At 66.1% G+C, this 12,421-nt stretch carries 14 protein-coding genes, 1 pseudogene and 1 riboswitch; of the genes and pseudogenes, 10 read left to right on the forward strand and 5 right to left on the reverse strand.

Annotated features, from left to right (window positions below; all coding sequences use genetic code 11):
* The first annotated feature begins 259 nt into the window (after positions 1 to 259).
* The 4 genes from AC5P74_RS10720 (at position 260) to pnuC (ending at position 4,952) form a co-directional block, all read left to right on the forward strand.
* Positions 260 to 652, forward strand: coding sequence for a glycine zipper 2TM domain-containing protein (locus AC5P74_RS10720; protein ID WP_053497758.1), 393 nt, complete (start codon positions 260 to 262; stop codon positions 650 to 652).
* A gap of 128 nt (positions 653 to 780) precedes the next feature.
* Positions 781 to 1,905 carry a phosphotransferase enzyme family protein gene (locus tag AC5P74_RS10725; protein WP_206619858.1) on the forward strand — a complete coding sequence of 375 codons (1,125 nt, stop codon included), beginning with the start codon at positions 781 to 783 and terminating at the stop codon, positions 1,903 to 1,905.
* Between the two features lie 110 nt (positions 1,906 to 2,015).
* A riboswitch (TPP riboswitch) is annotated at positions 2,016 to 2,111 on the forward strand.
* Positions 2,112 to 2,181: 70 nt separating this feature from the next.
* Entirely contained in the window at positions 2,182 to 4,371 is a 2,190-nt protein-coding gene (locus AC5P74_RS10730) for a TonB-dependent receptor (RefSeq protein ID WP_346607767.1), read from the forward strand.
* Positions 4,372 to 4,379: 8 nt separating this feature from the next.
* The gene (gene pnuC / locus AC5P74_RS10735) at positions 4,380 to 4,952 is read left to right on the forward strand and encodes a nicotinamide riboside transporter PnuC (RefSeq protein WP_346607766.1); all 573 of its coding nucleotides are present in this window, start codon (positions 4,380 to 4,382) and stop codon (positions 4,950 to 4,952) included.
* Positions 4,953 to 5,048: 96 nt separating this feature from the next.
* Here pnuC and AC5P74_RS10740 read toward each other — a convergent pair whose 3' ends face one another.
* From AC5P74_RS10740 to AC5P74_RS10755, 4 genes are all read right to left on the reverse strand, one after another.
* On the reverse strand, positions 5,049 to 5,465 hold the full coding sequence (locus AC5P74_RS10740; protein ID WP_346607765.1) for a hypothetical protein: 417 nt from the start codon (positions 5,463 to 5,465) through the stop codon (positions 5,049 to 5,051).
* A gap of 86 nt (positions 5,466 to 5,551) precedes the next feature.
* Complete coding sequence (locus AC5P74_RS10745; RefSeq protein WP_005420822.1) at positions 5,552 to 6,526, reverse strand: Dyp-type peroxidase; 975 nt, start codon at positions 6,524 to 6,526, stop codon at positions 5,552 to 5,554.
* Positions 6,527 to 6,780: 254 nt separating this feature from the next.
* The gene (yecR, locus tag AC5P74_RS10750) at positions 6,781 to 7,116 is read right to left on the reverse strand and encodes a YecR family lipoprotein (protein ID WP_053497767.1); all 336 of its coding nucleotides are present in this window, start codon (positions 7,114 to 7,116) and stop codon (positions 6,781 to 6,783) included.
* Positions 7,117 to 7,298: 182 nt separating this feature from the next.
* The gene (locus tag AC5P74_RS10755) at positions 7,299 to 7,874 is read right to left on the reverse strand and encodes an OmpO family porin (protein ID WP_053497769.1); all 576 of its coding nucleotides are present in this window, start codon (positions 7,872 to 7,874) and stop codon (positions 7,299 to 7,301) included.
* A 161-nt stretch (positions 7,875 to 8,035) separates the two neighbouring features.
* Here AC5P74_RS10755 and AC5P74_RS10760 point away from each other — a divergent pair, with 161 nt between their 5' ends.
* The 3 genes from AC5P74_RS10760 (at position 8,036) to AC5P74_RS10770 (ending at position 10,361) form a co-directional block, all read left to right on the forward strand.
* Positions 8,036 to 9,031, forward strand: a complete 996-nt coding sequence (locus AC5P74_RS10760; protein ID WP_346607764.1) for a DUF2268 domain-containing putative Zn-dependent protease — start codon at positions 8,036 to 8,038, stop codon at positions 9,029 to 9,031.
* 212 nt (positions 9,032 to 9,243) lie between these two features.
* Positions 9,244 to 9,516 carry a hypothetical protein gene (locus AC5P74_RS10765; RefSeq protein ID WP_005420910.1) on the forward strand — a complete coding sequence of 91 codons (273 nt, stop codon included), beginning with the start codon at positions 9,244 to 9,246 and terminating at the stop codon, positions 9,514 to 9,516.
* A gap of 158 nt (positions 9,517 to 9,674) precedes the next feature.
* Positions 9,675 to 10,361: a L,D-transpeptidase gene (locus AC5P74_RS10770; protein WP_053497771.1), complete on the forward strand. Its 687-nt coding sequence runs from the start codon at positions 9,675 to 9,677 to the stop codon at positions 10,359 to 10,361.
* Positions 10,362 to 10,376: 15 nt separating this feature from the next.
* On the opposite strand, the gene arsH is transcribed toward AC5P74_RS10770, so the two are convergent.
* A complete protein-coding gene (gene arsH / locus AC5P74_RS10775) occupies positions 10,377 to 11,105 on the reverse strand; it encodes an arsenical resistance protein ArsH (protein WP_053497773.1) in 729 nt (242 codons plus the stop codon).
* Positions 11,106 to 11,122: 17 nt separating this feature from the next.
* On the opposite strand from arsH, the gene AC5P74_RS10780 reads away from it, so the two are divergent.
* The 3 genes and pseudogenes from AC5P74_RS10780 to AC5P74_RS10790 all read left to right on the forward strand — a co-directional run bounded on the left by AC5P74_RS10780 (position 11,123) and on the right by AC5P74_RS10790 (position 12,413).
* Positions 11,123 to 11,452, forward strand: coding sequence for an ArsR/SmtB family transcription factor (locus AC5P74_RS10780; RefSeq protein WP_053497775.1), 330 nt, complete (start codon positions 11,123 to 11,125; stop codon positions 11,450 to 11,452).
* A 1-nt stretch (position 11,453) separates the two neighbouring features.
* Positions 11,454 to 11,873: pseudogene (gene arsN2 / locus AC5P74_RS10785) on the forward strand (arsenic resistance N-acetyltransferase ArsN2); the annotation flags it as partial.
* Between the two features lie 36 nt (positions 11,874 to 11,909).
* Positions 11,910 to 12,413 carry an arsenate reductase ArsC gene (locus AC5P74_RS10790; protein ID WP_329841844.1) on the forward strand — a complete coding sequence of 168 codons (504 nt, stop codon included), beginning with the start codon at positions 11,910 to 11,912 and terminating at the stop codon, positions 12,411 to 12,413.
* Positions 12,414 to 12,421: the final 8 nt, after the last annotated feature.

The following is a 12,421-nucleotide window of genomic DNA, read 5'->3' on the forward strand; positions in this document are numbered from 1 at the left end:
CGATGGGCGTCGGACATGCCAACGCCTTGGCAGAGAAGGGAGGGGCCACCTCCGCTGCCCTTTCCCTTTCCGCCAGCTGAGCGGCCGCAGCCGCTTTCAGCCTTGCTTCATGCCGCCTGCCGCTAGATGAATGCGCAAGCCGCTCGGTGCACCAGGCAATGTTCCGGCAATGTTGGAACGCCAGCGTGGACATCACGGCAGCCGGGGCGCCCCGCGCCCTCCCTGCCCAGCGTGGCATGCACCTCACAGGAGAACGAACATGCTCAGTACTTCCACACTCAGCTTCCGTGGTCTGGCGATGGCTCTGGCGCTGGTTGCCGGTGTCGCCGTGGTCAGCGATGCCAGCGCGATGTCGAGGAAGGACAAGCGCACCCTGGTCGGCGCCGTGGTCGGTGGCGTGGCCGGCAACCTGCTCTCCAACGGCGACCCTGCGGCCACCGTGGGCGGTGCCGTGGCTGGTGGCGCAATCGGCAATCTGACCACCTCCGACCGCCGCGACCGTCGCTATTACGACAATCGCTACGACCGCCGTTACGATCGTGGCTACTACCGCAGCGGCTACTACAATCGTGGCGACGACCGCCGCTGGCAGCGCGAGCGTTACTACGACAACCGCTACTACCACGACCGCGGTCGCCATCGCGGCTGGTAAGCGGCACGGCGGCGTTACCCTGCCGATGGCAGAAACGGGCGGGTCGATGACCCGCCCGTTTGCGTTGGCCGCGCGCATGGCGTTGAATGCGCAGCCTTGGATGTGACTTTCCCCTCTCGGGCTGCGGCATGACGTCTACCTCCCACCGCGTGCAGGGCCTCAACAACGACGAGGTCGCTGCCGACTGGCCACCGATCAGCGCGGCGGACATCGCGTGGTTGCGACAGTGCTATCCGCAGCTGGACAGCGGCAGCCAACCGCGCTGGCACAGCCCGCGACCGCTGTCGGCTGCCGCCATCGTCGATGGCACGCGCGGCGCGGTATTCATCAAGCGCCATCACCACAGCGTGCGCAACGCGGCCTGCCTGGAAGAAGAACACCGCTTCATCGCCCATCTCGACGCTGCTGGCGTGCCGGTGACGCAGGTGCTGGCAGCGACCGATGGTCACACCGCGGTCGAACACGGTGACTGGACGTTTGAACTGCACCACGTCGGCGCAGGCGATGACCTGTACCGCGACGCGGTGTCGTGGTCGCTGCTGACCGATGTCGCGCAGGCCCACGAAGCCGGACGCGCACTCGCACAGCTGCACCGCGCCGCCGCCAGCTACCACGCGCCCCAGCGCAGCACCCATCTGCTGGTGGCGCGCGACGACCTGATCCGCGCCGACGATCCGATCGCCGCAATCAAGGCAGGTCTGCACGCGCGCCCCGGCCTGGCCCGCTATCTCGCGCGCATTCCGTGGGAAGCACAGCTGCGGCGTGACGTGCTGCCGTGGCACACGGGACTGGCCGAGCGCCTGCGCGACGAACCACGGCTGTGGGCGCACAACGACTGGCATGTCTCCAACCTGCTGTGGCGCGACGGGCAGGTCAGCACCGTGCTGGATTTCGGCCTGGCCTCGCCCACCAGCGCACTGTTCGACCTGGCCACCGCCATCGAGCGCAACGCCGTGGCATGGCTGGAGCTGGAGCGCGGCATGGAGGCGGTGCGCATCGATATCGCGCTGGCGTTGCTCGATGGCTACCGCCAGGTGCTGCCGCTGTCGGCGGCACGCGTGCACCTGCTGGCGGACCTGCTGCCGATGGTGCATTTCGACTTCGCACTGTCCGAAGTGGAGTATTTCGAGGGCGTCACCGGCTCGACCGCCAATGCCGATGTGGCGTGGCAGCCCTTCATGCTCGGCCATCCGGCGTGGTTCCATACCGCCCCGGGGCAGGCACTGCTGCAGGCCCTGCACGCCGCCGCGTGATCCGGTTGACGCAGCGTTGGGGTCAGCGTTGGGGTCAGATCCCTTTCCGCAGGAAAGGGATCTGACCCTGGGTGGCGCTCGCAAATCCGTACCATTTGTAGTGAAATGGTCACCTGAAGCGGGGGTGCCTGGATCTGCCAGGCTGAGAGAGTCCCTTGGAACCTGATCCGGTTTGCACCGGCGTAGGGAGCTTTGAGCCGCAGCCACACCCCCGTCATGGGCCGGTGCACCTGCGCGCCGTCGCTTCGTCTCCCTTGTTGTCCGAAGACGAATCGAATGAACCGCTGCCTGCGCCCCACCCTGCTCTCCCTCGCCCTCTGCGCCGCGCTGCCGCTGCACGCCAGCGAGGCCGAAGCGTCCCCCGATGCGGCTGCCACCGGCGCCGAGCATTCGCCGACCGAACTGGCAGCGGTGCGCGTGCAGGCCGGCAAACTGAAGGCCGATACCTCGCGCGTGAACGCCTTCGGTGGCGGTTCGTGGAAGGACACGCCGGCCTCGGTGAACGTGCTCGAGCGCGATTACCTCGACCGCCGCCAGGTACGTTCGCTGTCCGAGCTGGCCAGCAACGATGCCTCGCTGGGTGATGCCTATGCGCCGGTGGGCTACTACCAGAATATCGCCATCCGAGGCTTCGCACTGGACGCGGCCACCGGCTACCGCTTCAACGGGCTGTCCATCGCCGGCGAACAACGCCTGGCGCTGGAGAACGTGCAGTCGGTGGAGATCCTCAAGGGTGAAGCCGGCCTGGCGGCAGGCGTGATGGCGCCGGGCGGGATCATCAATTACATCGGCAAGCGCCCGGCGGAAGTGCGCACCGCCACGCTCGGCACCGATTCGGAAGGCTCGCGCTACGTTGCCGTCGATGTCGGCCACTGGATCACCCCGCGCTTCGGCGTGCGCCTGAATGCCGCATGGGATTCCAGCCATTCCTACGTCGAGCACGCCGATGGCCGCCGCAACTTCTACTCGCTGGCCGCCGACTGGCTGATCGGCGAGCGCGGCAAGCTGGAAGTGGATGCCAACTACCAGACCAGCTCGCAGCGCTCGGTGTCCGGCTACCAGCTGCTGGGCGCGCGTGACCTGCCGCGCGGTGTCGACCGCGAGCATCTGCTCGGCTACCAGCCGTGGCAGCGTCCGGTGGATATCGCCAGCACCAACGTCACCGCGCTGCATACCTACGACTTCAACGACGCCTGGCAATCACGTGTATCGGTGGGCCATAGCCGTTCGGTGATCGATGACAACGTCGCCTTCGCCTATGGCTGCTACTACGCCGCGCAATGTGCCGATGGCAGCGTGCCGGGCAACTACTTCGCACCCAACGGCGACTATGACATCTACGACTACCGCAGCCCGGACGACACCCGCCGCAACCAGCAGGCCCGTGCCGAACTGCGCGGCCGCTTCGAGACCGGCAGCGTCGGTCACCAGCTGACCGTCGGCGCCGACTACTTCCGCCGCACCGTGGACAAGCGCCCGAGTGTCAACGAGTACGTCGGTACCAGCAACATCCACGAGGCACCGGTGCCGGTGTTCGCGCCATCGCCGAAGATGCCGGGCCCATCCGCACGACGCCTGGACAGCCGCCAGACCGCGTTCTTCGCGCTGGACCGGATGAGCTTCGGTGACGACTGGCAGTGGCTGGCCGGTGGCCGCTTCGTACGCCTGGATGAGCGCGCCTATGACAAGCGTGGCACCCCGCAGCGGCACAGCCGCCTGTCCCGGTTCCTGCCGCAGACCGCGCTGGTGTGGAAGGCTACCGACCAGCTCAACGCCTATGCCAGCTATGTGCGCGGCATTTCGCTGGGCCAGGAAGCGCCGTTCTGGACCAGCAATGCCGATACCTTCCTGCCGTCGGTGCAGTCGCGGCAGCTGGAAGTGGGCGTGAAGTACGTGCCGGTCGAGGCGCTGACGCTGGGCGCAGCCGTGTTCCGCATCTCGCAGCCGTACCAGTACGCCAAGCCCGACAGCAGCGACGTCGGCTACACCTTCGTCGAGGAAGGCACGCAGACCCACACCGGGCTGGAGCTGACCGCCAACGGCCAGCTGACGGATGCATTGCAGATCGTGGCCAGTGCCAGCGTGCTGCAGGCGCGCGCGCGCGACAGCGGCACGCCGGCCTATGAAGGCCATCAGCTGGTGAACGTGCCGAAGGTACGGGCCAGCGTGCACGTGGCCTACGCGCTGCCGTTCGTGCAGGGCCTGGATGTCACCGGCGGCTGGCGCTATGCCGGTGCCAACGTGGCACGTGCCGATGGCGGCGTGCGCGCACCGGACTACTCGGTGTTCGATGCTGGCCTGCGCTTCCAGCATCGCCTGCACGAGCGTGCGGTGACCTGGAACCTGTCGGTGGACAACGTGTTCAACCGCTTCTACTGGCGCGATACCGGCAGCAGCGGCGGTGACTACTACCTGTTCCCCGGCGCACCGCGACAGGCCCGCCTGTCGGTGACGTTCGCGCTGTGAGCGGCGTGATGCTGGAGTGGACCGCCGCACTGTTCAGTGTGCTCGGCGTCTGGCTGATGGCCCGGCGCCGGCTGGCGGCGTGGCCGGTGGGCCTGCTGTCGGTCACGCTGTATGGCCTGGTGTTCGCCGAGGCCAAGCTGTACTCGGATACGCTGCTGCAGGTCGCCTTCGGTGGCTTCCTGGTATATGGCTGGCTCAACTGGCGCCAGCACGCCGCCGATGAGGGCAGCATCCGCATCGTGCCGCTGGCGCGCGGCAAGCTCTTGCGTGACCTGGCCATCGGCCTGTGCGGCGGCGTGATGCTGGGCGCCGGGATGCACACCTTCACCGATGCCGCGCTGCCGTGGCTGGACGCGATGCTGACCGCACTGAGCCTGGTCGGCCAGTGGTGGCAGGCACGCCGCCACGTCGCCTGCTGGTGGGTATGGATCGCCGTGGACGTGGTCTATGTGGGTGCGTACCTGTTCAAGTCGCTGCATGTGACCGCCGCGCTGTACGTGTTCTTCCTCGGCCTGGCCGTGTTCGGCCTGCGCGCATGGAGCGCGGCCGCACGCGAACCGCAGGTGGCGCCGGATCGTTGATGCGGATGGCCGGGCTGTGCGCTGGCCATCCACAGTAGAGCCACGCCATGCGTGGCTGAAGGGTCACCGGTAGGCCCATCCACGCATGGCGTGGATCTACCGGTCAAGCACCAGGCCTAGTCGCAGCGGCTGGCGCATGTCGGCCGGCGGAGCCGCCTGCAACGGCGCGGCCTGCAGCGTCGCGCGCAGGTCGGCGTCGACCCGGGCGTCACCCAGGCTGTCGAATTCCAGTTTCGAGATATGGCCATCCGCCGCGATCCACACGCTCACCGGCAGCGGCGTGGGCGTGTCCGGGTGTGCCTGCAGCCATTCCAGCACGCGCTGCGCCTGCGGGTCCTGCTCCTGCTGCAGGCGCTGCTGCAGCTGGCCACCCACGGCGGTGGCGTAGGCCATCCAGTGTGCGGGAGCCTCCTGCGCGGAAACGCTGGCACTCCCCAGTGCCAATGCCCCGAACAACGCGGCAAGTGGCCGCCACCAGCGGCGCAAGCCGGTCCTGTTCCCTGCCATGACCATCGCCAGCCTCCTGCACTCCCATCCAGCGCGCCATGGTCGGCGCCATAGATGACAGGCGGATGGCGGGCCGTGATGGCCCGGCGCGATCACTCGCCCAGGTCGGCCAGCACCTTGCGCGACGGCGCGAAGAAGGTCACGCCGGTGGTGGCGGTGGAGAAGTCGAGGATGCGGTCGTGCAGCGGCGCGGGATTGCCGATGAACATGCGCTCGAGCATCTTCTCGATCACCCACAGGCGACGCGTGTAGCCGATGAAGTAGGTGCCGTACTCGCCACGGCCCGGGTTGGCGAACGGCATGTTGTCACGCAGGATTTCGTGCTCGCCATCGGCGTCTTCGATGGTGCACAGCGTCTTGTGCGACTTCTGCGCATCGGCCGGCGCATCGTCCAGCTCGATGTTGTCGTGCTTGGTACGGCCGATGATCGCTTCCTGCGCCTCGGTCTTCTGCGCGCGCCAGGCATCGAGGTTGTGCAGGTACTTCTGCACCACCACGTAGCTGCCGCCGGCATGTTCGGGGTCTTCATCGCCAACAATGGTGGCTTCCGGCAGCGACAGTCCTTCCGGGTTGGCGGTGCCGTCGACGAAGTCGAGCAGGTCGCGGCCATCGAAGTAGCGGAAGCCGGCCACGTCATCGACCGCCTCGACCGCATCACCGAAGGCCATCAGCAGGTTGCGCTCGAACGCCACGATCAGGTCCATGGTGCGTGCGCGGATGTGGTACAGCAGGTCACCGGGCGTGGACACAGCGGTGTGGGTCGCGCCCTTGATCTCGCGGAACGGCTTCAGCTCGCGTGGCGGCGTGGAGCCCACCAGCGGCTGCCACACGCGATGGCCGATGGCCACGTTGCAGGTGAAGGTGCGCTCGATCTCGCGGATGGCGGTGTTCTTGATCAGATCATCAGTGCTGGCCAGTACCTCCCGCGCCTTGGCGATCGACGCCTCGTCGTCCTTCACCTTCAGCACCAGGAACGCCGCCGAATGGGTGAGCGGCGCGGTGATCTGCTGCGGCTCGTTGTCGAGCGTGTGGTTGAGGGCGGTGATCGGTGCGGGCTGGGAATTCACGGCAGTTCCTGCTGGCTTGAGGCGGGTGCATCGTCAATGGCGACGTGCCGGGATCATAGCGGAACCGCCTGACCGGCGACGGAGCAGTTCTCGTTCCGTCCAGCGCGCAGCACCGTGCATTCCTGCGCTACATGGAACTGCTGCGGCCCGCTCCGGGCGATACGCTGGCAGCGACCGCTTGGCAGACCGCGTTCGCGCAGCCAGTCGAACGCCTCGTCGGGGCACCCCCATGCCCTGCGGCAAACGACACGACGTCACTGTGAAACCGCGGCACTGCACTGCAAGGGCATGGTGAACTGCCACCGCTTGCACTTGCCGAAACGGCTGCGCCCATCGCACGCACGCTCGATCTCACCGTTCAGTTCGGCAGCGGGAAGGCCCCAGGTTGCACACTGGCGCGTTGCGGTCTGTTCGGCCGCCTGCCGGTTGGCTGGTGTCAGTTCGGGCGTCTTGCTCACCAGGGTCAGCACAACCCGGCCTTCCGAACGGTTGGCGCCTTTCAGATTCCATTCGGCGCTCGAACGCGCCTGCGCCGTTCCCAGCAGCAGCAGCAGTGCTGCCACAGCAGTGATCGCCTTCATCTTCATCATGTCCCTTGATCGTGATTGCGCTGGAATCCGCCGCGCCAGGCTCTGCAGGACCGCCCTGCGGCCCTGCACTCTACCGGATGCACAGAAAAGAAGAAGCCCGGCGCGAGGCCGGGCTTCGGTTGGCGTGTGGGAGAGAGAGAGAGTCACACGCCAGCACAACACGCTCTAACGACAGGCGTTTGTTACCAGGTGAAGCGCGGGCCCACGAACCACTCGCGGTCGCCGGCCTTGGCCAGCTTCACTTCGCCACTCAGGCCCCAGTTCTGGTTGAACTTGGCGGTGGCGCCGACGCGGCCGTAGAACTCGCCGTCCGGGTTGATACCGTGCTTCTTGGCGTAGTCCTCGTAGCCGGCCATCACGTAGCCTTCCACGTACGGGTTGAACGCGGTACGCACGCCGACTTCGGTCGAGTAGCCGTTGAAGTCCAGGCCGTGCTTCATGTCGAACTTCTGGTACGCGACACGGGCCACCAGGTCGGTGTTCGGTGCGATGCCGTAGTTGTAGCCGGCACCGATGCGCCACTGGTCGACGTCGTTCTTGAACTTGTCGGTCTCCTGCGCGCTGTAGTCGCCGAAGATGTGGAAGTTCGGGTGCACCGCCACGGAACCCTTCACCTTCCAGCCATCGGCGTCGCCGCCCTTGGCATCGGTGTTCACATAGCCGCCTTCAACGTAGTTGTACGACAGGCCATCGGTTGCCGATGCAGCGAACGGCAGGGCAGCCAGAAGACCCAGGGCGAGCAGCGAATTCTTGTTCATCGGGACACACCTTTAATTATTTTGGTTTCGTCGGCCGCCTCCCGGGAGGGGGAGAGAGAGGAGGCGGTCGACAGGTGTGAATTATCCGTTAGGGGGTCTAATCGACCCTGAATATTGAACTGACTGGTGTATAAATAAGGCTGGCGTTCAGGGAACTCCTCATGCCGCACGCATCCATCGCGTCACTGCTGTTTCCGCTTCATGCCCGGTGCACAGTGCGGGCTTTGCTGCTCTTCGCCCTGCCGATGATGCTGCAGGTAGCCAACGCAGCCGAGCGTACCCGCCCTTCCGGGCGCATCGTGATTCAGACCGACGATGTCGCGCGCTTCTTCAGCGTGCTGGATGCAAGCGGAGGGAAGCCAAGTGCCGACGATCTGCAGCGCGGCTATCTGCATGCGGGTACGGATGCACTACGCAGCTTCACTGACAGCCGTATCGGCTCGATGGATCGTCTTGCCGATGCGATCCAGCACAAACCTGCGCTGTTTGCCAAAGCCCGTACCTGTGCGACGGCGCTGCCGGAGATCCGCGAGCGGGTTGCCAAGGCACTCGATCGGTTGGGCACGCTGCTTCCCTCCGCACGTTTTCCGCCGGTCACCGTGCTGGTGGGTCGGGGAAACAGCGGCGGTGTCACCACGCCCGACGGCGTGGTGATCGGACTGGAGGCGCTGTGCAACGCCGACTGGATGCAGCCCGACATCGGCGATCGTTTCGTGCACCTGATCGCCCATGAGTACGTGCACGTGCAGCAGCCCGGTGCGAGCGTCGATGTCGCGCAGCCCACCCTGCTCTATCAGACGTTGCTTGAAGGCGGCGCCGAGTACGTGGGCGAACTGATCTCGGGGCAACCGGCCAACGCGCATCTGCGTCGTTGGACGCAGGGCCGCGAATGCGCCCTGGAACGCCAGTTCGCCCGGGACAGCGCCGGTACTGATCTGACGCAATGGCTCTACAACGGAGCCGGCGACGAAACGCGCCGCGGCGATCTTGGCTACTGGATCGGCTACCGCATTGCCGCTGACTACGTTGCCCGCGCCGATGATAAAGCCGGTGCCGTTGCCACGCTGCTAGCGGTGCGTCCGGAAAGTGCGCCGGCACTGCTTGCCGCAAGTGAATGGCGCCCGGCGTGTGGGCCAGTGGAAAACGGGAAGGAATGAGGCCGTCTTCAGGCTGATGAATTGGGCGATTCGAGCAACCGCAAGGCCATCGCCTCTGTGCACATCAGCTCGCCTGATCTCACTCGTTAAGCTTTACTGATGAATACATTTCACAATCCTTCCACGTCTTCCAATTTCAGCTGAAAGCGCTTGTCAGCGTGGGGAACAAACGCCGCTATATTCCAGCTTCCCCAGACGAAGGAGGGAGTGCAATGAACCTGAACCCGCAACACATGAAGACGGCCCGCGCACTTGCTGTCGCGCTCATCGCCACCGTGAGCCTTGGCGCTTGTGCCACCTACAAGGACGAGTTCGCAACCATCAACTCGCGCCTCGATCAGCTCGATGTAAAGGTGCAGGGCGCTGCACAGAGTGCCGAGTCCGCCAACCAGTCGGCACAGCAGGCCAACCAGCGCCTGGACCAGATCGAAGGCCGCGTGCAGCAGCTTGAAAGGGCACCCGTCGGACGCAAGCCGCGCGGCTGATCGCTCCCTCACTGTTTGAATTGATCCACCTCTGTATCGGGAACCAGTGGCCCTCGCCGGCCACTGGCGTCCTTCCACCTCAGATCTGCATTGCCAGGAGCCGTCCCATTCGTACCTCCTCCTCCCCTGCACACCGCGCCCTGCACGCCACTCTGGCCGTGGCACTGGCCGTTGCATGCAGCGGCGTAGCCAACGCCAGGGACAAGGACGCACCCGCACCACCGGCGGCCGCCGTTGATGAACTTCCGCCCGACCAGAGCGTCTCCGAAACAGTGATCGAGCTGGCCGGCTGGGTGGTCGCCAGCAAGGACAATCAGGGTTATCCGTTCGCGATCATGGACAAGGCCGCCGCGCAGGTCCTGGTCTTCGGCGGCGACGGCAAGCTGCGCGGCGCCGCGCCGGCACTGTTCGGTTCGGCCATCGGCGATCATTCCGCACCCGGCGTCGCCAAGCTTGCCCTGAGCGCGATTCCCGGCCACGACCGCACCACGCCTGCGGGCCGCTTCATTGGCGCCTATGGCCCTTCCGACGATGCCGGGCGCGTGCTGTGGGTGGACTACGATTCCGCCGTGTCGATGCATCCGCTGCCACCGGGCAGCCCGAAGGAAAAGCGCGCCGAACGACTGGCGACGCCGACGCCGGACGACAACCGCGTCACCCACGGCTGCATCAACGTTTCGCCCGGCTTCTACGAACAGATCGTGCAATCCACGTTCCAGAAGGGCGGTGTGTTCTACATCCTGCCGGACAAGGATTCGATCGCAAAGACCTTCCCCGCGTTCGCGCAGAGCCGTGGCGATGCAAAGGACGAGAACAGCAAGGGCGCGCAGCGCGCGAGCAGGTAGCGCGCGTGCTGGAACTCAGGAAGCCGTAGCCCCTGCAGCCCGCGCCAATGCCGCGGCGTGCGCGTCGCCCTTGCGCTCGCTGTAGCGGTCCACCAGGTAGTCCGACCGGCCCCGCGTCAGCAGCGTGAACTTCACCAGTTCTTCCATCACGTCCACCACCCGATCGTAGTACGGCGAGGGTTTCATCCGGCCGTCGTCATCGAATTCCTGCCAGGCCTTGGCCACCGACGACTGGTTGGGGATGGTCAGCATGCGCATCCAGCGGCCGAGCACGCGCAACGTGTTGACGGTGTTGAACGACTGCGAGCCGCCGCTCACCTGCATCACCGCCAGCGTCCTGCCCTGCGTCGGCCGCACGCTGCCATCTTCCAGCGGCAACCAGTCGATCTGGTTCTTGAACACGCCGGTGACCGTGCCATGCCGCTCGGGGCTGACCCAGACCTGCCCTTCGGACCACTGTGACCATTCGCGCAGTCGCTGCACTTCGGGGTGATTCCTGTCCACGCTGTCCAGCATCGGCAGCGCATGCGGATCGAACACCCGGGTTTCGCACCCCAGGTGGCGCAGCAGCCGCTCGGCTTCCAGCGCCAGCTTGCGGCTGAACGACTGGGGCCGCAGCGAGCCGTAGAGCAGGAGAATGCGTGGCGGCCCCAGATCTGACGCGGCGAGCTGGTGATGATTGGGCTGGGGCAATGACGATTCCACCAGGTTGGGCAGGTCCAGGCTTGTGATTGGCTTATTCATTCGATTATTCTATAAATATGGAAACGTCGAATGCAATCGCTGCCCTGACCGCCCTCGGCCATGCCACCCGTCTGGCTGCCTTCCGGCTGCTGGTGGAGGCCGGCCCGGCAGGGCGCATGGCGGGCGACATCGCCACGGCCCTGCAGGTGCCTCCAGCCACGCTCAGCTTCCACCTGAAGGAGTTGGTGCAGGCCGGGCTGGTGGAGAGCGAGAGCCAAGGCCGCCACGTCTGCTACCGCGCCAACTTCGATGCGATGAACGGGTTGATCCAGTACCTGACGCACAACTGCTGCGCGGGCTCCCCGGATGAACGGTGCGCGGTGAGCGAACCGGCATGCAGGTGCTGAGATGAAACCCGACCCGGTGATTCGTGCAGGCACGCGCGACGACCTGTGCTCCATCCGCGACCTTCTGCAGCAGGCGCAGTTGCCCGTGGCCGATCTGGAAAGCAGCGAGGTGGCGTTTCTCGTCGCAGACCTCGACGGCGTTCCCGTGGGTGCCGTTGGATTGCAGATCTTCGGCGCGTCGGCCCTGCTTCGCTCGCTGGTGGTGTCCGACGACCGACGCAATACCGGCCTTGGGCGCGCGTTGCTGTCAGCGGCCGAGGACATGGCCCGCCGCATGCAGGTCTGGGAACTGGTGCTGCTGACGACGTCGGCAGGCCCGTGGTTCGCGCGGCACGGCTATGCCGGATGCGATCGCGCGCAGATAGCGGAGGCGATCCGCAGCTCTGCCGAGTTCACTGGTCTCTGCCCGGCCAGCGCGCTTTGCATGTCCAAGCCACTCACTGACCACGGAAGCCACATGACCCGCAATGTCCTGTTCCTCTGTACCGGCAACAGCGCCCGCAGCGTGCTGGCTGAAGCCACCCTGCGGGCCTGGGGCGGCGATCGCTTCACCGCCTTCAGTGCCGGCAGCCAGCCTACCGGTCAGGTCAATCCATTCGCGCTCGCCCAGTTGCAGGCCGAAGAAATGCCCGTTGAAGGTCTGCGCAGCAAGTCGTGGGATGAGTTCGTGGAGGCGGCCCCGATGGATCTGGTGATCACCGTGTGTGACGCGGCCGCTGCCGAAGCCTGCCCCGTGGTGTTCGGCGACTTCATCCGCAGCCACTGGGGCCTGCCTGATCCGGCCGCCGTAGCAGGCAGCGATGCCGACAAGGCCGCAGCCTTCGCTTTGGCCCATGCCATCGTGAAAACGCGCCTGCGTGCGCTGCTCGCACTGCCCGAATCGGCGTGGTCTGAACGCGAAGCGCTGCAGCACGCGCTGGACCGGATCGGCCAGTTGCTGCCGACCGACGGCGCGCAGTGACGGTGCCA

The organism is Stenotrophomonas sp. YJH_SMC_94-11 (genome assembly GCF_059370435.1).